The sequence below is a fragment of the Sulfitobacter faviae genome (genome assembly GCF_029870955.1).
Classification (GTDB): Bacteria; Pseudomonadota; Alphaproteobacteria; order Rhodobacterales; family Rhodobacteraceae; genus Sulfitobacter; species Sulfitobacter faviae.
This window is the reverse complement of the sequence record NZ_PGFQ01000001.1, coordinates 446,156-463,182: the sequence shown is the minus strand read 5'-3', so window position 1 is coordinate 463,182 and position 17,027 is coordinate 446,156. Positions and strand designations below refer to the sequence as shown.

The window sequence follows — 17,027 nt, the reverse complement described above, 5'->3', positions numbered from 1 at the left end:
CATCGCAAGGTTCATTCCGCGGCCTCCCGTGCTGCGTCTTGCGCCGCGGCTGTCGCCTCGCGGCGCAGTTTGCGGATCAGTTCGAGTTCGGATTGGAAGTCGACGTAATGGGGCAGTTTGATATGCTCCAAGAACCCCGTCGCCTGAATGTTGTCGGCGTGATAGAGCACGAATTCCGCGTCCTGCGCCGGCGCGCCGAGGTTGTCTTCGCCCAACTCCTCCCAACGCAAGGCCCGGTCTACCAGCGCCATGGAGATCGCCTTGCGCTCGGACATGCCGAAGACCAGCCCATAGCCGCGGGTGAACTGCGGCGGCTCGGTCTTGGAGCCTGCAAATTGGTTCACCGTCTCACATTCGGTCAGCTCGACCTCGCCGATCTCAATGGCGAAACCCAGTTCGGGAATATCCATTTCGACCGCGACTTTGCCGATGCGCAGTTCCGCGACGAAAGCGTGGTTGCGCGCATAGCCGCGTTGCGTGGAGTAGGCCATGCCGAGAACAAAGCCCTCGTCGCCACGGGTCAGCGCTTGCAGGCGCAGGTCGCGCGTGGCGGGGAGTTCCAGCGGCTCGCGGGTCAGGTCGCGCGGCGGGGTCTTGCTGTCCGTGTCGCGCTGCATCAACCCTTCGCGGTCGAGGAATTCCATGATGTGCGGCGTCTCCGCGGGCGGTTCGGCCTCGGGCGCTTCGGGGGCCGGGGGCACCTCACCATCGGCGGCGAGTTTGAAATCCAGCAGCCGGTGCGTGTAGTCGAAGGTCGGCCCCAAGACCTGCCCGCCCGGCGCGTCCTTGAAGGTGGCCGAGACGCGGCGGTCGCAGGCCATGGTTCCGGTGTCCATCGGGCGCGAGGCCCCGAAACGCGGCAGGGTGGTGCGATAGGCGCGGATGAGAAACACCGCTTCGATCAGATCGCCCCGCGCCTGTTTGATCGCCAGCGCAGCGAGGTCGGGATCATAGAGTGAGCCTTCGGCCATCACCCGGTTCACCGCCAGCGTCATCTGCTCGCGAATCTGCGCGACGCTGAGTTCGGGCACCTTTGCGTCACCGCGCCGCTCTTCGGCGAGCCATGCGTGGGCGTTGTCGATCGCCCGCTCGCCGCCTTTTACCGCTACATACATCAGGACACCTTTGTGCTTCGGGGCAGCGCCGCCAGACGGTCGCCGCAGGTGAAAATGAAATCCAGCCCACGCGGGAAGAGCGCCGCGTTTTGTTGGAAGGCGGCGCGCTCGGGCAGAGACAATGCCGCGCTGTCTTTGATGCCGGGGCCGGAGAGGGTCGCGCCATCGCCGTGCAGATCATCCACCTCGACGATCAGCGTGGCAGAGCGGTCGGGGTAGGCGGCGGTCCCGAGGGGGAAGTCGCCGCGCGGCAGATCGTCCCAAGCGCCCAAGGCGAATTGCGCCGCAGTTGCGGGGGCGAAGGGCGCGCCGGTGTGGAAGGTGATCCAGTCGCGCACTTCGGGCCGGTCGAAGCCGGGCGCGAGGTAGAGCGGCGTTTCGGGGTCGCAGAGCGTCAGCAGGACAACCCCGGCGGCGGTGGAGAGACCCGCAGGCGGTTCGGCCCCGGTCACGCTGTTGATCTCCCCCGGTTTGGCCATGGCGTTCATCACCGCGCGAAAGGCAAAAGCGGCGTCTTTGGGCGCGTCGCGAAACCCACCTGTCAGCGATAGGGTCTGCATCAGTCTTCTCCTCTGACCATGGTGAAAAAGTCGACCTTGGTGGCGGCGGCCTTGGCGGCACGGCTGGCGCGGCGCTGGCCCTCGATCTCGGCCAGCGGGTCGAGCAGTTTCGCGCGGACCTCATCCGCCGCATCACCCTGCATCAGCGCGTCGGCAAGGGCTGCTTGCAGCGCCTTGTCGCGGCTGCGGCCCTGCACATAGGCGTGCCCGTCTGGCCCATCCGTCAGCCGGACCGAACAGCGCGTGACTGACATCTCACCCATGTTGAAGGCATCGCCCACAGCGCCCATCCGGCCCCGCAGCATGACGCCGCCGATCTCAGGCGCGCGGAGCACCTCATGGGCGGGCAGGGGGCCGAAGCCCTCCCAAAGCCGGGCGAGATCGCGGGCCTCGGCCCGTGCGAGCAGGCCCATCCACGCCTGCCTGTCGCGGGTCTTTTCCTTGGTTTCAACCGTCATCTAGACACCTTGTGCATTTGTCTAATTTACTATACAACTAGACAAGTATTAGCCGCTGGCCTTCCGCTGGCGCAAGCTTGGATATGTGAAACTTCTGCGACATGGCCCGTACTGCGATCTGGAAAACCATTACCGCCGCCCTGACCCATGACATCGCCACGGGGAAATACGCCCCCGGTGACCGGCTCCCGACCGAGGCGCAATTGGCGGCGCGCTTTGGGGTCAACCGGCACACGGTGCGCCGCGCGATCAGCGACATGAACGAGAGCGGGCTGACCTATAGCCGCCGGGGGGCGGGGGTCTTCGTGGCGCAGCGGCCCACGGATTATCCCATCGGCAAACGGGTGCGCTTTCACCAAAACCTCGCGGCGGCGGGGCGGGTGCCAGCCAAGGAGGTCTTGACCTTGGAGACACGCGCCGCCTCGGCCCATGAGGCCGCGCAGTTGGGGCTGGAGGGCGAGGCGCAGGTGCATGTCTATGAGGGGCTGTCGCTGGCCGATGAGCAGCCCATCGCGATCTTCCGCAGCATCTTTCCCGCCGCGCGGTTTCCCGATCTGTTGGCGGCGCTTGAGGCCAGCCGTTCCGTCACCACCGCCTTGGCGCAGGGCGGGGTGGCGGATTACACCCGCGCCTCGACCCGGCTGACGGCGAAGCTTGCCACTGCCACGCAGGCGCTGCATCTGCGGCTGTCCGAAGGCGCGCCGATCCTGCGCTCGGCGGGGATCAACGTGGACCCCGAGGGCGTGCCGGTGGAATACGGGGTGACTTGGTTCGCGGGTGACCGGGTGACGCTGACGCTCAACCCCGGCGACTAGCCGTATTTCTCCAAAAACGCTTCGGCGGATAGCGTTTGGAAGTCCTTGAGCGATGCTTGCAGCCGATCATGGGGCCAATCCCACCACGCCAATTCCTCTATCCGCGCGGCGATGCTTTCGGAAAAGCGGCGGCGCAGCGGCTTGGCGGGGATGCCGGCGACGATCATATAGGGGGCGACATCGCGGGTGACGATGGCTCCGCCCGCCACCACCGCGCCGTGGCCGATGGTCACCTCGGGCCGGACCTGCGCGCCGTGGCCCAACCATGTGTCATGGCCAATCACCGTGCGGCGGCTGCGGCGGAAGGCGAACCAGTCGGCGTCATCCTCGGCCTCGTCGAAGTAATCCCCGGCGCGGTAGTGGAAGTGGTGCAGGCTGGCCTTTTCCATCGGGTGATCGGTGGCCCCGATGCGCACGCTGGCGGCGATATTGCTGAACTTGCCGACTTGCGTGTTGGCGATGTCGCACCAGCGGTCGCAATAGGAGTAATCCCCGATCTCGGAATGGGCGAGGCGCGTGGCGCGCCCGATCTCGACATAGCGCCCGAACTGCGTGTCAGTCACTTCGCAGTCCGGGTGAAGGAAGGGCGCATCGGGTTTGAGACGCGCCATCAGTGGCCCGCCTCATTGCCCGCGATCAGTTTGCGGCGCAGCCAGCCCGAGAAGCTGTCCATCGCCACGACCATCAGAATGATCAGCACGATGTAATAGCTCACCTCTTCCCAGTCTTTCTGGGTGATGATCGCTTGGGTCAGCAAAAGACCGATGCCGCCGCCGGTGATCGCGCCGATGATGGTGGCAGAGCGGGTGTTGGACTCCAGATAGTAGAGGACTTGGCTCAGCAGAACCGGGGTGATCTGCGGGATCACGCCAAAGCGGTAGCGCTGCACGGGGGTGGCCCCGGTAGAGGCGATGCCCTCGATCTGCTTGTCGTCCACATTCTCCAGCGCCTCGGAAAAGATTTTGCCGAAGGTGCCGGTATCGGTCAGCAGGATCGCCAGCGAGCCGGTGAGCGGGCCGGGGCCAAAGGCACGGGACAGGACGATGGTCCAGATCAGCCCATCGACCCCGCGCAGGAAGTCAAAGAGCCGCCGCGCGGCAAAGCGCAGCGCGCCGAGCGGAGAGAAGTTCTTGGCCGCAAGAAACCCCAGCGGCAGGGCGATCATCGCCGCGCCAAAGGTGCCGAGGAAGGCCATGAGAACGGTCTCGACCAGCGCCCAAGCCACATCGCCGTGACGCCACATCTTGTTGGTCCAAAAGTCCTGCCAGATCGCGCCGTATTCACCGCTGCGCAGCAGCTCAAGCGGGGACATGCCGTAGTAGGGGCTGTCGAGCGTGAAGAAGAACAGCTCCCACCCGTTGAAATAGCGGAAGACCTCGGCGCGGTTGCGGGTGATCGTCAGGCGGCCTGCCTCCGTGGTCACGGCAAGACGGTTTTTCGAGGCGTTGATCCACGCGGGCAAGGGGCCATCGGGCAGGGTGGCATTAACGCCGCTGCGCCCCGGCGTGGCGGTGATCAGCCCGTAGCCCGGCACGTCATAGCGCACCTCTGGCCCCAGTTCGACGGTATGGCCGTTGCCCAACTCGACGCGGGTCGTCTCGCCCAAGGTGACCCAATCGGGGGCGGTGCCGGGGGCATAGCGGCCCTTGCGCTCGCCTTCGATGGCGATCTCCATCTCGCCGTTGCGGTTGTCGCGGGCGACATGGGTTTTGTAGCTATAGCTGTCGGCCACCAGCGTCTTCATGTTCGACACATTGATGCGGTCACCCAGACCGGCCACGTCGAAGGCAAAGAAGACGTAAGTGAGATAGGCAAGGATCAGCACCGGGGCGGCAAGGCTCGCCATGCGTTTGCGCCGGAAGCTACGGCTGGCGACCTGCTGAGCGGGGAGGGTGGAAGCGGTAAGGTCGGTCACAGGATGGCTCCCTTGTCCTTATAGGCGCGGCCATGGGTCAGCCGATCGCGGAAATGGCTTGAGACTTGGTCGACGATGATGATGGTGCCGAAGAGCAGCAGAAAGATCGCCGCCGCCTCGTCGAATTTACCTTGACCCCAAGACATCGTGTTGCGCAGGTCATAGCCGATGCCGCCTGCGCCGACGAAGCCGAGGATGGCCGAGGCGCGGATGTTGATCTCGAACCGCAGCAGCGCGTAGGAAAGGTAGTTGGGCGCGACCTGCGGCACGACGCCCAGCACCATGCGTTGCAGCCAGCCCGCCCCGACAGAGGCAAGGCCGTCGACAGGTTTGAGAGAGGCGTTTTCATTCACCTCGGAGAAAAGCTTGCCGAGCGCGCCCACGGTATGCAGCGCGATGGCGATCATCGCAGGCACCGGGCCGCCGCCCAGCAAGAAGATCAGCACCAGCGCGACGACGATCTCAGGCACCGCGCGCAGCACGTCCAGAAGGCGGCGCAGCGGCGCTACGAGCCACGGGGCCGGGGCAAGGCCGCGGGTGGCCAGAAGGGCAGCGAAGAAGGCCAGCAGCGCACCGATCAGCGTGGCGGCCCCGGCGATGTTCACCGTCTCGATCAGAGAGGGGAGGTATTTCACGAAATAGCCGGGCAGCAGATGGATACGCTCCCAAGCCTCGCCCAGCACATCGGCGGGGAAGTCAAAGATATTGGGCAGCCCGTTCCAGAACCCGCCTGCGTTGCGGGCATTGGCGGTGCCAAAACCGCCGATCAGCAGGGCCAGGAAAACGACCAGCAGGATCATGTTCATCACCCGCTTTTGTCGGGTCTGGGCAAGGTAATCCGCCGTGATATCTGGTGCGGTGGTGGTCTGGTGCATCTGTCGTCCCCCTATGACGACAGGCCCCGACAATCGTTGTCGGGACCTGCCAGATGTCTTGTAATCGCTGCGATCAGTTGGATTTCGCCTTGCGCGCTTCGACGATGGAAACATAGGCGTCATGCGCGATCGGATCGAAACCAAGGCTCTCGCCCGCGGCCACACCGTAGGCGCAATCGGCGTCCATCTCGTGCAGTTCATCCACCAGTTGGGTCATCGTCGCCTTGACCTCTTCAGGCAGGGCCTTGCGCAGCACAACCGGGCCTTCGGGGATCGGCTTGGAGCGCCAGATTTCCACCAGATCGTTCATGTCGACGAGGCCCGCGTCCACGGCTTTGCGCAGCGCGCCGGAGTTGTAGCCGTCTTCCCAGTTGCCCTGACCGTCGGCCCATGTCACGCCGCCGTCGACGTCACCGTTGTTGACCGCGACGATGGTCTGCTCATGGCCGCCGGTGAATTTCACTTCGCCGAAGTAGTCGCCGGATTCCATCGTGGCACCAGTGGTCTGGGGGATTTCGATGGAGGGGATCAGGTAGCCGGAGGTGGAGTTCGGATCGCCAAAGCCAAAGACCTTGCCCTGCATGTCTTCGAGGCTCTCGATGCCCGCGTCTTTGCGCGCAAAGCCGATGGAGTGATAGCCGTAGGAGCCGTCGAGGTTGATCTTGACCAGCACCGGCTCGACCGCTTCGGGGTCTTGCAGATGCACGGCGGCATAGGCCGAGGCGCCCAGCCATGCCATGTCGAGCGTGCCGCCCAGCAGACCTTGGATCACGCCGTTATAGTCGGCCGGGGCAAAGAGTTTGGCCGGAACGCCAAGGCGCTCTTCGGTGTAGCCGCGCAGGCATTCGTAGGAGTTCATCCGGTCCTGCGCGTTTTCCCCGCCGAGGATGCCGATGCGGAATTCGTCGATCTCGGCACTTTGGGCCATGGCGGTGCCGGTGAGGGCCGTGGTTGCCAAGGCGGCGGCGATGAGCTTTTTCATTGTGTCGTCTCCGTTTGCAAAAAATGCCCTTTGGGGCGGGTCGTGTCAGGCTGGCACTTTGTCCAGCGTTTCGATCTCGGTTGAGGTGGCGGCTTCGGAAAAGCTGCTGTCCGCACCGTAGATTTCGCGGGCCATGCCGGTGGTCAGCTGTTCGGGCGTGCCGTCAAAGACGATCTTGCCGTCGCGCATCCCCACCACGCGGTCGCAGTAGCGGCGCGCGGTATCCAGCGTGTGAAGGTTGGCGATGACCATGCGGCCATCTTCCTCGTGAATGCGGCGCAGCGATTGCATCACCACCTGCGCGTTCATCGGGTCGAGGCTGGCGATGGGTTCATCCGCCAGAATGATCTGCGGGTCCTGCATCAGGGCGCGGGCGATGGCGACGCGCTGTTGCTGCCCACCAGAAAGCGCCTCGGCCCGTTTGGGCGCGTGCTGTGCGATGCCCAGCCGGTCGAGGATTTCGATGGCGCGGGTGATGTCGGCATCGGGGTAGAGGTTGAAGATGCTGCTCAGCGTCGAGCGACGGTTGAGCGTGCCATGCAGCACGTTCGATACCACATCCATTCGCGGGACGAGGTTGAACTGCTGAAAGATCATCGCGCATTCCGCCTGCCAGCCGCGCCGGGCCGCGCCGCGCAGGGCGGTCACATCGCGCCCTTGAAACAGGATCTGCCCCGAGGAGGCATCGGTCAGCCGGTTGAGCATCCGCAGCAGGGTAGATTTCCCCGCGCCGGAGCGCCCGATGATTCCGATCATCTGCGGCTTGTCGACCTCTAGGTTGGCGCGGGCCACCGCTGTGTTCGCGCCGAATGTTTTGGTCAGTTCAGAAATGACGAGCATAAGTCCCCGGGGTTTGCGGGGCGAGCTATCGCAGCGGTGAATGTCACGAATGTTTAAGTTTGACGAAGCTTTTGTAACGCGTCCCTTTTTGCGGAACGGCTGCCTAAGCCTGCGCGTTTGTGCTTGTTTTATAGGCGATTGTGCGATGCTGCCGGTGCTGCGCATGGGTCAAACGAGCGGGGCTGCGAGGGCCGAAGGGCCGGTGGAACGCAATAAAACAAGGGCCTGCGAAATAGAGCTTGCGGAACAAACTGCGCGGATTAATGCTTTCTCTCACAAGGCGGTTCAGATAGGGCCGCATCTGGTCAGGCCGCGCAATTGGCGCAGCGACCGTTAAGATCTTTGGCCGGATCACCGCGCGCGCAGTGTCCTCCACCCGCGCCCCTATGGTGAGACAGGCCCCGACAAGCATTCAAAGGAGCGCGTTCATGGACGCCCAAGTTATCGCATTTCTGATTCTGCTGCCGATCACGCTGGTTTTCGTCTACGCAGGCATCCACGAGTTTCGGCGCTACAAAAGCGAGGGCAAGGCGAACTACGGGCTGGTCTTTGACGAGGAAAGCGGCACCACCCATGTCAGCGGCATCGCCGAAGACGAAGACCCGTTCGACCCCGAAGACTTTGACCCCAACGATTACAACGACCCCGAGATCAAAAATGACACGGATGAGCGCAAATCGTGAGCGCGAAGCGCCTTTGCGCCGCGCTGCTGCTCTGGCTGGCGCTGCCCGCGAAGGCTGACACCCCCGCCGAGATCGTGATCTTTGGCGAGGTGCATGACAATCCCCATGCCCATCTCGAACAGGCCGCTGCCCTAGAGGCGCTCCGCCCCACTGCCGTCGTGTTCGAGATGCTCACCGCCGAAGAGGCGGCAAAGGCCGACGCCGATCGCAGCCAGATTGCGCAGGCTTGGGCGGCGAGCGGGTGGCAGCACTTCGATATCTATGCCCCGATCTTTGACGCTTTGGGAGACGCCCGCATTATCGGTGCCGCCGCCCCGCGTGAGGCGGTGCAGCGCGTGTACCGCGAGGGGGCAGCCGCGCTCTTCGGGCCTGAGGCGGCGCGCTTCGGCCTTGACCAGCCCTTGCCGGAGGATCAGCAGGCCGCGCGGGTAGAGTTGCAATTCGCTGCCCATTGCGAAGCCATGCCGCGCGAGATGATGGGCGGGATGGTCGCCGTGCAGCGCTACCGCGACGCCACCTTCGCCCGCGCCGCGCTCGATGCGCTCAAAGTCCACGGCCCGCCCGTGGCAGTGATCACCGGCAATGGCCACGCCCGCACCGATTGGGGCATTCCCGCCCTCATCGCCCAAGCCGCTCCCGAGGTCACGACCCATGCCATCGGCTTTGTAGAGGCCGAGACCGCGGTGCCTTTCGATGAGACCCGTCTCATCCCGCCCGCTGAGCACGACGACCCCTGCAACGCCCTAATCAAGAAGTAAAGGACAGGCCCATGTATCTTGCCATGAACCGTTTCACCGTCTTGCCCGAGAATGCCGCCGCTTTCGAAGCGCTTTGGCTGAACCGCGAAAGCCACCTGAAGGAGAGCGAAGGCTTCGTCTCCTTCCACATGCTTAAAGGGCCCGAGGCGGAGGGGACGATCCTCTATGCCTCTCACACCGTTTGGGAGAGCGAGGCGCATTTTCGGGCTTGGACCACCAGCGATGCCTTTCGCGCCGCCCATGCGCGGGCGGGGCAGACCCGCAAGCTGCATGAGGGTGCACCGCGGTTCGAAGGCTTTAGCGCCATTCAGAAGATCGACGCGGAATAACGCGGGAGGGCCGGGGTTTCTATACTTGACTAAAATAATCGGATTAAGTAGCCGTTAAGGGAGCCCGGGCTTTTCGCCGGGGTATGAACGACTTTACGCCGAAACCGTCCAAGCCACCGCGCGTCGGAAGCCCGGATGTCAATGGAAAGGAGCCCGCCCCGTGAGGACACCCGTGACCACGCCCGAGCCAATGGCCCATGCCCGGCTACAGACCCCATCCAACAACAGCTGGCGCGACATCGCGCTTGGCAGCAACGATGCCGCAGCCTGCGACGGTTTCGGGCTGGAGCATCTCATCGATCTGCAACGCGCCCGCCAAATGGGAGAGATGGCATGAGCCTGATGCAAAAACTGCCCGATCCATCGCCCGCCGCTCAACCGGCCCAAGAGGCTGTGCATGATGCCCGCGCCTTGGTGCCCAATGGCTCGACCGCGAATATCGTCTTGGACGGCCAGACCTATACGCTGCGCATCACGCGGGCGGGCAAGTTGATCCTGACCAAATAAGCCTGCGCGCTGTTCCAAAGCGCGGCTTGCCCTGTGGGCGCGGCGTCATTACTGACGCGCCATGCCCTGCCGTCTTTGCCCACTTTTGTCGCCGACATGCTGGCCCTGCTGAGCCTGTTCTTCGCGGCGCTGCTGGCGGCCACCCTGATCCCCGCGCAATCCGAAGCGGTGCTATTGGGGCTGATGTGGTCGGGCGCTCATGCCACGGCGCTTCTGTGGCTGGTGGCGACGCTGGGGAATGTGCTCGGATCGCTGCTGAACTGGTGGCTGGGCCGCTACCTTAGTCATTTCGCCGATCACCGCTGGTTTCCCTTTTCGGCCAAGCAGATGGCCCGCGCCTCTGGCTGGTATCGGCGGTGGGGCTATTGGAGCCTGCTGGCCAGTTGGGTGCCGATCATCGGCGATCCGCTGACCTTGGCCGCGGGCATGTTGCGCGAACCACTTTGGCGGTTTCTGCTGATCGTCAGCTTCGCCAAGGGCGGGCGTTACCTCGTGCTGATCCTGATCGCCCGCGGGGTTCTGTGACCCTCAGTGCGGGGTGATCCCTTCGAGCGGCGGCAGCGGATTGGGCGCGGTCACAAGATGGGCGCGGCGCTTTTCGTAAAAGGCATTGCCGCCTGCGGTCACCACATAGTGCATGTTGTTGTAGTTTGCATTGTACCACGCCGCGTGAAAGAATTTGGCGCGGGTGACCTTCGGGTGCCGCTCCCCTGAAGCACCGCCAGCGCCGTGGCGCGGGCCAACGGGGCGCCGCGGTCGGTCATCGGTTTCGTCATCACGCCGGGGGCGAATTGATTGGGCTGGCCGACCACGCCGCAGACCGTGTTAGGAAAGGCGTCGGAGTGGACGCGGTTCAGCACCACCGTGCCCACGGCCACCATTCCGTCGCGGCTGGAGCGGTTGGATTCGAAATACATCGCGCGGGCCATACACTCCACCTCATCCGCCGGAACCGCGACGACTTCGGTCTGTTTGCCACCGCAGGCGGCGAGCAGGCCAAGGCTCAAGAGCAAAGCGGCAGTGCGGATCTTCGGGGGCTGAACGCGCATGGGCGGCCTTTCTGGCTGAGGGGCAGGTGGCACGTAATTTTCCAGCAAATGCGGCGGGAGGCAAGACCCGCGCCCGGCTCCGGCGGTTTCCCTCTGGGCCGGGCGCGCGGGGGCGCTTGGGCTGGGGATTAATCTAGTGTAATGCTTGGTAAAACAGTCATGATCGCAGCAGGCCGCCCTATGAAAGTCACCTACCGGGATGTGAAGACCGACATCCTGTCAAAGATCACCAAGGGCGAATGGCCGTTGGGCAGCCTTGTGCCCAATGAGGTCGATCTGGCCGAGACCTATGGCTGCGCCCGGGCGACGGTCAACCGCGCCATGCGCGAATTGGCCGAAGAGGGTTTCATTGAGCGGCGGCGCAAGGCGGGGACGCGGGTGCGCATGGCCCCGCTGCGGCAGGCGCGTTTCGACATTCCGCTGGTCCGGGCCGAGATCGAAGAGAAGGGCGCCGACTACCGGTATTCGCGGGTGAGCCACCGGGTCGAGCCTGCGCCCGACTGGCTGCGCGCCCGGCTCAAACTGGGCGCGGGGAGCGAGGCATTGCATCTGGTCTGCATGCATTACGCCGATGGCGATCCCTATCAATTTGAGGACCGTTGGATCAACCTCGCCACCCTGCCGCAGGCGCGGGAGGAGAGTTTCACCGAGGTCGGGCCGAACGAATGGCTGATCTCGGCCATTCCCTTTTCGGATGTGGAGATCAGCCTTTCCGCCGGTTTGGCCGATCAGCGGCTGAGCGAATACCTCGCCTGCGGCTTGGGCGATCCGGTCTTTACCGTCGAGCGGTCGACGTGGTGGGAGGGGCAGGCGGTGACCTATGTGCGGCTGTCCTACCGCCCCGGCCACCGCCTGACCACGCGCTATTAAGCTGCCGCCGCCGCGGGTGGGCGGCGGCGTGCAACCCTTAAAGGATACCCGGCAGGTTCAGCCCATGTTCGCGGGCGCAATCGCGTGCTTCGTCATAGCCCGCATCCGCATGGCGCATCACGCCCGTCGCCGGGTCGTTCCACAGCACCCGCTCGATCCGGCGGTCGGCGTCCTCGGAGCCGTCACAGCAGATCACCATGCCCGAGTGCTGCGAGAAGCCCATGCCGACCCCGCCGCCGTGGTGCAGCGACACCCAAGTCGCCCCCGAGGCGGTGTTCAAAAGCGCGTTCAGCAGCGGCCAGTCCGACACGGCGTCAGAGCCGTCCTTCATTGCCTCCGTCTCGCGGTTGGGCGAGGCGACGGAGCCGCTGTCGAGGTGATCGCGGCCAATCACCACCGGGGCGCTGAGTTCGCCATTGCGGACCATCTCATTGAAGGCCAGCCCCAGCTTGTGGCGCACGCCTAAGCCCACCCAGCAAATCCGTGCGGGCAGCCCTTGGAAAGAGATACGCTCCCGCGCCATGTCGAGCCAGTTGTGCAGATGGGTGTCCTCAGAGAGGATCTCCTTAACCTTGGCGTCGGTCTTGTAGATATCCTCAGGATCGCCCGACAGCGCCGCCCAGCGGAAGGGGCCGATGCCGCGGCAGAACAGCGGGCGGATATAGGCGGGCACGAAGCCGGGGAAGTCGAAAGCGTTCTGCAACCCTTCCTCCAGCGCCATCTGGCGGATGTTATTGCCATAGTCGACCGTGGGGATGCCCGCGGCGTGGAAATCGACCATCGCCTGCACCTGCACCTTCATCGAGGCCCGGGCGGCTTTTTCGACCGCTTTGGGATCGCTCTCACGTTTCTCGCGCCATTCGCCCATCGTCCAGCCCTGCGGCAGGTAGCCGTTCACGGGGTCATGGGCCGAGGTCTGGTCGGTCACGATATCGGGGCGGACCCCGCGTTTCACCAGTTCGGGAAAGACATCTGCCGCATTGCCCAGAAGCGCCACGGACTTCGCTTCGCCCGCGGCAGTCCAGCGCTCGATCATCGTCAGCGCCTCATCAAGGCTGTCGGTCTTCTCGTCGACGTAGCGGGTGCGCAGGCGGAAATCGATGCTGTCGGGATTGCACTCCACCGCCAGACAGCAGGCACCGGCCATGACCGCCGCCAAGGGCTGCGCGCCGCCCATGCCGCCCAAGCCCCCGGTGAGGATCCATTTGCCCTTGAGGTCGCCACCATAGTGCTGGCGGCCCGCCTCGACGAAGGTCTCATAAGTGCCCTGCACGATGCCTTGACTGCCGATGTAGATCCACGATCCGGCGGTCATCTGGCCGTACATCGCCAGACCCTTCTTATCGAGTTCGTTGAAATGGTCCCAATTCGCCCAATGCGGCACGAGGTTGGAGTTGGCGATCAACACGCGGGGCGCGTCCTTATGGGTTTGGAAGACGCCCACGGGCTTGCCTGATTGCACCAGCAGCGTCTGGTCTTCTTCCAGCGCGCGCAGGGAGGCGACGATCTGGTCATAGTCCTCCCACGTCCGCGCCGCGCGCCCGATGCCGCCGTAAACGACCAGCTCATGCGGGTTTTCGGCCACGTCGGGGTGCAGGTTGTTCATCAGCATCCGCAGGGGCGCTTCGGTCAGCCAGCTTTTCGCCGAAAGCTCGGTGCCGGTGGCGGGATAGACGTCACGGGTGTTCTTGCGCGGATCGCTCATGCTGTGCCTTTCAGGGTAGGGGCCAGTGCGGCCAGAGTTGTCAGGATATCGGTCAGATGGACGCGCAGCCGCGCGGCCTTGTCGGGGTCATAGGGCCAAGGCGGCGCCTCGGCGCCGAGGTAGCTGCTTTGCGCCAGTTCCATCTGGATCGCGTGGAGCCCTTCGGCAGGGCGGCCATAGTGGCGCGTGGTCCAGCCGCCTTTGAAGCGCCCGTTGCTGACGGCGGTGTAGCCGGCTGCGGCGGCGCAGATCTCGGCGACGGCGGCTTCGATCGCAGGCGCGCAGGTGGCGCCGAGGTTCGTGCCGATGTTGAAATCGGGCAGCGGGCCGTCAAAGAGGAAGGGGATGAGCGAGCGGATCGAGTGACAGTCATAAAGGATCGCGACCCCATGCAGGTCGCGGACGCGGGCCAGTTCGGCCTTGAGCGCTGCGTGATAGGGCGCGTGGTATGCCACGCGGCGGGCCTCGACCTCGGCTGCGTCGGGCGGGGTGGTCCAGATGTCCTGCCCGTCGAAATCCGTCAGCGGCACCAGCCCGGTGGTGTTCTGCCCCGGATATAGCGATGCGCCCGATGGGTCGCGGTTGGCGTCGATGACATAGCGGTGGAAGGTCGCGCGGACCGTGGTCGCGCCGGGCAGCAACCCGTCGTAGAGCCGGTCGATATGCCAATCGGTATCCGCCAGTTCCCGCCCGCGGGGGTTCAGGTCGCGCCGGATGGCCTCGGGCAGGTCAGTCCCGGTGTGGGGCAGGCCGAGCACGATGGGGCTGTCGCCGCGGGTGATCTCGACGGGTGTGATCTCAGCGGGGGTCATGTGGAAAGCCCCGGCATGTCGCAGGCGGCGGCACGGGTGATCTCACCGCCCGCTACCATCCGTGCCGCGCGTTCCAGATCGGGGGCGAGGTAGCGGTCTTCCTCCAGTGTCGCGACCTCTTCGCGGACCCGCGCGACCACCCGCTGCAAGGTCTCGCTGGTGGCCAGCGGCGCGCGAAAGTCGATGCCCTGCGCGGCGCAGAGCAGTTCCACCCCGAGGATGCGGTTCAGGTTCTCGACCATCTGCCCCAGCCGCCTTGCGCCATGGGCGGCCATGCTGACGTGATCTTCTTGGTTGGCCGAGGTCGGCGTGCTGTCGGTGACGCAGGGGTTGGCGAGATGCTTGTTCTCGCTCATCAACGCGGCGGTGGTGACTTCGGCGATCATATAGCCGCTGTTGAGGCCGGGCGTCGGCGTCAGGAAAGGCGGCAGGTTGAAGCTGAGCACCGGATCGACGATCAGCGCCACCCGGCGCTGCGCGATGGCGCCGATCTCGGCCAGGGCGAGGGCGATCATATCGGCGGCGAAACCCACCGGCTCGGCATGGAAATTCCCGCCCGAGACGATGAGGTCCGCGCCCGTCAGCACCAGCGGGTTGTCGGTGGCGGCATTGGCTTCGACCTCCAGCGTGGCGGCGGCCATACGCAGCACGTCCATCGCCGCCCCGTCACCTGCGGCTGGCAGCGGATGCAGTAAGGGTCTTGGACGCGGGCATCATTCGCCACATGGCTTTCGCGGATCTCCGAACCCTCGAGCAGGGCGCGCATGGTCTCGCCCGCTTCGATCTGGCCGCGATGGCCGCGCAGGGCATGGATTTCCGGTTGTAGGGGCGCGGTGGACCCCATGATCGCATCCGTCGACAGGGCTGAGATCACCAGCGCCGAGTTCGCGGCCTGCCATGCGTCGAAGAGCCCCGCCAGCGCGAAAGCGGTGGAGAATTGCGTGCCGTTGATTAGCGCCAGCCCTTCCTTGGGGCCGAACTCCAACGGGGTCAGGCCTGCGGCGGCCAGCGCCGCGCCACCCGTCATGACGTGGCCCTCGAACTCCGCCTCGCCATGGCCCATCATCACGGCGGCCATATGCGCCAAGGGGGCCAGATCGCCCGAGGCCCCGACCGACCCTTGCGCCGGGATCACCGGGGTCACGCCACGCGCCAGCATGGCTTCGATCAGGTCCACGACCGCCAGCCGCACGCCCGAGGCACCGCGCCCGAGGCTCAGCAGTTTCAGCGCCATCAGCAGCCGTGCATGGCCGCGCGGGATCGCGGGGCCGACACCGCAGCAATGCGACAGGATCAGGTTGCGTTGCAGCGCCGCCGTATCCTCCGCCGCGATCTTGACCGAGGCGAGCTTGCCGAAACCGGTGTTCACGCCGTAAACGGCATCCTCCCCCGCCACGGCCCGCGCGATGCGGGCATGGGCCTCTTCGATCGCGGGGCGGCAGGCGGGGGCGAGCCGCACCGATGCCTCTTCGCGGTAGATGCGGGCCAGATCGTCCAATGTGGCCGCGCCGGGGGTGAGGGTCAGGGTGGTCACGATTGGCCTCCGAAAATGCGGGAGTGAAGCGGGTTGAAGCCGATGCGATAGGCAAGCTCGGCCGGGTGTTTAATGTCCCAAACGGCGAAGTCGGCGCGCAGGCCGGGGCGGATCATGCCGCAATCCGCCAGCCCGAGCGCGCGGGCCGCGTGCTGCGTTGCGCCGCGCAGCGCCTCTTCCGGCGTCAAGCGGAACAGGGTGCAGCCCATGTTGAGCGTCAGCAGCAGCGAGTTCAGCGGCGAGGAGCCGGGGTTGATATCCGTCGCCAGTGCCATTGGCACGCCATGTCGGCGCAGCAGGTCGATGGGCGGCGCTTGGGTCTCGCGCAATGTATAGAAGGCACCGGGCAGTAGAACGGCCACGCTGCCCGCCTCGGCCATCGCGATCACGCCGCTCTCATCAAGGTATTCGATATGATCCGCCGAGAGCGCGCCATAGGAAGCCGCGAGCCGCGCGCCGCCCAAGTTCGACAATTGCTCGGCATGGAGTTTCACCGGCAGGCCCAATTCCCGCGCCAGGTCAAAGACCCGGGCGATCTGGGCGGGCTGAAAGGCGATGCCCTCGCAGAACCCGTCGACCGCATCGACCAGCCCTTCGGCATGGGCGGCACGCAGGGCGGGGAGGCAGACATCGTCGATATAGGCATCCGCGCGGCCTGCGTATTCGGCAGGCACCGCATGGGCGCCGAGAAAGGTGGTGGAGACGCGGATCGGGCGCTGCTGGCCAATGGCGCGGGCGGTGCGCAACATGCGCAGCTCGGTCTCGATATCCAGACCGTAGCCGGATTTGACTTCGATGGCCGTGACCCCTTCGGCGATCAGCACGTCGACGCGGCGCAGGGCATCGGCCAGCAACTCTGCCTCATCGGCGGCGCGGGTGGCGGTGACGGTTGAGACGATGCCGCCCCCGGCGCGGGCGATTTCCTCATAGCTGGCCCCCTCCAGCCGCATCTCGAACTCTCGCGCGCGGTCGCCGCCGTGCACGATATGGGTGTGGCAATCGATCAGCCCGGGGGTGACGAGGCGCTGGCCCAGCGATTCGGCGGGCAGGGCGCGGTAGCCTTGCGGCAGATCACCGCGCGGGCCGACCCATGCGATCTGGCCCTCGGCAATCGCGATCGCCGCATCTTCGATCAAACCATAGGGCTGTGGGCCATCCATCGTCGCCGCCGCGAGGTCGACCAAGACCCGATCCTGCGTTGTCATCCTATCGCCTCCTCC

19 protein-coding genes and 2 pseudogenes are annotated in these 17,027 nt (G+C 65.2%); 8 read left to right on the top strand and 13 right to left on the bottom strand.

Annotated features, from left to right (window positions below; all coding sequences use genetic code 11):
• Positions 1–11 precede the first annotated feature (11 nt).
• Genes CUR85_RS02455 through phnG form a run of 3 tightly spaced genes read right to left on the bottom strand, consistent with a single transcriptional unit; the run spans position 12 to position 2,133 of the window.
• Entirely contained in the window at positions 12–1,115 is a 1,104-nt protein-coding gene (locus tag CUR85_RS02455; protein ID WP_067261339.1) for a carbon-phosphorus lyase complex subunit, read from the bottom strand.
• Positions 1,115–1,675: a phosphonate C-P lyase system protein PhnH gene (gene phnH / locus CUR85_RS02450; protein ID WP_067261341.1), complete on the bottom strand. Its 561-nt coding sequence runs from the start codon at positions 1,673–1,675 to the stop codon at positions 1,115–1,117. The genes CUR85_RS02455 and phnH overlap by 1 nt, the downstream gene beginning before the upstream one ends.
• Positions 1,675–2,133 (bottom strand): phosphonate C-P lyase system protein PhnG, encoded by a 459-nt coding sequence (gene phnG / locus CUR85_RS02445; protein WP_067261343.1) that lies wholly within the window; start codon positions 2,131–2,133, stop codon positions 1,675–1,677. The genes phnH and phnG overlap by 1 nt, the downstream gene beginning before the upstream one ends.
• 101 nt (positions 2,134–2,234) lie before the next feature.
• On the opposite strand from phnG, the gene phnF reads away from it, so the two are divergent.
• Entirely contained in the window at positions 2,235–2,948 is a 714-nt protein-coding gene (gene phnF / locus CUR85_RS02440) for a phosphonate metabolism transcriptional regulator PhnF (protein ID WP_067261345.1), read from the top strand.
• Here phnF and CUR85_RS02435 read toward each other — a convergent pair.
• The 5 genes from CUR85_RS02435 to phnC all read right to left on the bottom strand — a co-directional run bounded on the left by CUR85_RS02435 (position 2,945) and on the right by phnC (position 7,560).
• Positions 2,945–3,559: an LbetaH domain-containing protein gene (locus CUR85_RS02435; RefSeq protein ID WP_067261346.1), complete on the bottom strand. Its 615-nt coding sequence runs from the start codon at positions 3,557–3,559 to the stop codon at positions 2,945–2,947. The genes phnF and CUR85_RS02435 overlap by 4 nt on opposite strands.
• Positions 3,559–4,794, bottom strand: coding sequence for a phosphonate ABC transporter, permease protein PhnE (gene phnE, locus CUR85_RS02430; RefSeq protein ID WP_082851945.1), 1,236 nt, complete (start codon positions 4,792–4,794; stop codon positions 3,559–3,561). The genes CUR85_RS02435 and phnE (CUR85_RS02430) overlap by 1 nt, the downstream gene beginning before the upstream one ends.
• A gap of 65 nt (positions 4,795–4,859) precedes the next feature.
• Positions 4,860–5,738 carry a phosphonate ABC transporter, permease protein PhnE gene (phnE, locus tag CUR85_RS02425; protein WP_067261349.1) on the bottom strand — a complete coding sequence of 293 codons (879 nt, stop codon included), beginning with the start codon at positions 5,736–5,738 and terminating at the stop codon, positions 4,860–4,862.
• A gap of 73 nt (positions 5,739–5,811) precedes the next feature.
• Complete coding sequence (gene phnD / locus CUR85_RS02420) at positions 5,812–6,720, bottom strand: phosphonate ABC transporter substrate-binding protein (protein WP_067261351.1); 909 nt, start codon at positions 6,718–6,720, stop codon at positions 5,812–5,814.
• 45 nt (positions 6,721–6,765) lie between these two features.
• Complete coding sequence (gene phnC, locus CUR85_RS02415; protein WP_067261353.1) at positions 6,766–7,560, bottom strand: phosphonate ABC transporter ATP-binding protein; 795 nt, start codon at positions 7,558–7,560, stop codon at positions 6,766–6,768.
• Between the two features lie 428 nt (positions 7,561–7,988).
• Here phnC and CUR85_RS02410 point away from each other — a divergent pair, with 428 nt between their 5' ends.
• The 6 genes from CUR85_RS02410 to CUR85_RS02385 all read left to right on the top strand — a co-directional run bounded on the left by CUR85_RS02410 (position 7,989) and on the right by CUR85_RS02385 (position 10,362).
• Entirely contained in the window at positions 7,989–8,243 is a 255-nt protein-coding gene (locus CUR85_RS02410) for a hypothetical protein (RefSeq protein WP_067261355.1), read from the top strand.
• A complete protein-coding gene (locus CUR85_RS02405) occupies positions 8,237–9,001 on the top strand; it encodes a ChaN family lipoprotein (RefSeq protein ID WP_136720425.1) in 765 nt (254 codons plus the stop codon). Before CUR85_RS02410 ends, CUR85_RS02405 begins: the two co-directional genes overlap by 7 nt.
• A gap of 11 nt (positions 9,002–9,012) precedes the next feature.
• Positions 9,013–9,330 (top strand): heme-degrading protein HmuQ, encoded by a 318-nt coding sequence (hmuQ, locus tag CUR85_RS02400; RefSeq protein ID WP_067261356.1) that lies wholly within the window; start codon positions 9,013–9,015, stop codon positions 9,328–9,330.
• Between the two features lie 160 nt (positions 9,331–9,490).
• Complete coding sequence (locus tag CUR85_RS02395) at positions 9,491–9,667, top strand: hypothetical protein (protein ID WP_156505605.1); 177 nt, start codon at positions 9,491–9,493, stop codon at positions 9,665–9,667.
• A 5-nt stretch (positions 9,668–9,672) separates the two neighbouring features.
• Entirely contained in the window at positions 9,673–9,837 is a 165-nt protein-coding gene (locus tag CUR85_RS02390) for a hemin uptake protein HemP (RefSeq protein WP_082851946.1), read from the top strand.
• 96 nt (positions 9,838–9,933) lie between these two features.
• Positions 9,934–10,362, top strand: coding sequence for a YqaA family protein (locus tag CUR85_RS02385; protein WP_067261463.1), 429 nt, complete (start codon positions 9,934–9,936; stop codon positions 10,360–10,362).
• Positions 10,363–10,365: 3 nt separating this feature from the next.
• Here the strand turns inward: CUR85_RS02385 and CUR85_RS02380 are convergent.
• Positions 10,366–10,886 (bottom strand): annotated as a pseudogene (locus CUR85_RS02380) (cell wall hydrolase).
• Positions 10,887–11,066: 180 nt separating this feature from the next.
• On the opposite strand from CUR85_RS02380, the gene CUR85_RS02375 reads away from it, so the two are divergent.
• A complete protein-coding gene (locus CUR85_RS02375) occupies positions 11,067–11,756 on the top strand; it encodes a histidine utilization transcriptional repressor HutC (RefSeq protein WP_067261360.1) in 690 nt (229 codons plus the stop codon).
• Positions 11,757–11,793: 37 nt separating this feature from the next.
• Here CUR85_RS02375 and hutU read toward each other — a convergent pair whose 3' ends face one another.
• The 4 genes and pseudogenes from hutU to hutI form a co-directional block, all read right to left on the bottom strand.
• Complete coding sequence (gene hutU / locus CUR85_RS02370) at positions 11,794–13,461, bottom strand: urocanate hydratase (protein ID WP_067261362.1); 1,668 nt, start codon at positions 13,459–13,461, stop codon at positions 11,794–11,796.
• Complete coding sequence (gene hutG / locus CUR85_RS02365) at positions 13,458–14,258, bottom strand: N-formylglutamate deformylase (protein ID WP_067261465.1); 801 nt, start codon at positions 14,256–14,258, stop codon at positions 13,458–13,460. The genes hutU and hutG overlap by 4 nt, the downstream gene beginning before the upstream one ends.
• 11 nt (positions 14,259–14,269) lie before the next feature.
• Positions 14,270–15,807: pseudogene (hutH, locus tag CUR85_RS02360) on the bottom strand (histidine ammonia-lyase).
• Entirely contained in the window at positions 15,804–17,012 is a 1,209-nt protein-coding gene (gene hutI / locus CUR85_RS02355) for an imidazolonepropionase (RefSeq protein ID WP_067261365.1), read from the bottom strand. The pseudogene hutH and the gene hutI overlap by 4 nt, the downstream one beginning before the upstream one ends.
• Positions 17,013–17,027: the final 15 nt, after the last annotated feature.

Excerpts from the sequence above, each read along its gene's own strand:
- CUR85_RS02455 (WP_067261339.1), bottom strand. The coding sequence starts at position 1,115 with ATGTATGTAGCGGTAAAAGGCGGCGAGCGGGCGATCGACAACGCCCAC.
- phnH (WP_067261341.1), bottom strand. The coding sequence starts at position 1,675 with ATGCAGACCCTATCGCTGACAGGTGGGTTTCGCGACGCGCCCAAAGAC.
- phnG (WP_067261343.1), bottom strand. The coding sequence starts at position 2,133 with ATGACGGTTGAAACCAAGGAAAAGACCCGCGACAGGCAGGCGTGGATG.
- phnF (WP_067261345.1), top strand. The coding sequence starts at position 2,235 with ATGGCCCGTACTGCGATCTGGAAAACCATTACCGCCGCCCTGACCCAT.
- CUR85_RS02435 (WP_067261346.1), bottom strand. The coding sequence starts at position 3,559 with ATGGCGCGTCTCAAACCCGATGCGCCCTTCCTTCACCCGGACTGCGAA.
- phnE (WP_082851945.1), bottom strand. The coding sequence starts at position 4,794 with ATGGCGAGCCTTGCCGCCCCGGTGCTGATCCTTGCCTATCTCACTTAC.
- phnE (WP_067261349.1), bottom strand. The coding sequence starts at position 5,738 with ATGCACCAGACCACCACCGCACCAGATATCACGGCGGATTACCTTGCC.
- phnD (WP_067261351.1), bottom strand. The coding sequence starts at position 6,720 with ATGAAAAAGCTCATCGCCGCCGCCTTGGCAACCACGGCCCTCACCGGC.
- phnC (WP_067261353.1), bottom strand. The coding sequence starts at position 7,560 with ATGCTCGTCATTTCTGAACTGACCAAAACATTCGGCGCGAACACAGCG.
- CUR85_RS02410 (WP_067261355.1), top strand. The coding sequence starts at position 7,989 with ATGGACGCCCAAGTTATCGCATTTCTGATTCTGCTGCCGATCACGCTG.
- hmuQ (WP_067261356.1), top strand. The coding sequence starts at position 9,013 with ATGTATCTTGCCATGAACCGTTTCACCGTCTTGCCCGAGAATGCCGCC.
- CUR85_RS02390 (WP_082851946.1), top strand. The coding sequence starts at position 9,673 with ATGCAAAAACTGCCCGATCCATCGCCCGCCGCTCAACCGGCCCAAGAG.
- CUR85_RS02385 (WP_067261463.1), top strand. The coding sequence starts at position 9,934 with ATGCTGGCCCTGCTGAGCCTGTTCTTCGCGGCGCTGCTGGCGGCCACC.
- CUR85_RS02375 (WP_067261360.1), top strand. The coding sequence starts at position 11,067 with ATGAAAGTCACCTACCGGGATGTGAAGACCGACATCCTGTCAAAGATC.
- hutU (WP_067261362.1), bottom strand. The coding sequence starts at position 13,461 with ATGAGCGATCCGCGCAAGAACACCCGTGACGTCTATCCCGCCACCGGC.
- hutI (WP_067261365.1), bottom strand. The coding sequence starts at position 17,012 with ATGACAACGCAGGATCGGGTCTTGGTCGACCTCGCGGCGGCGACGATG.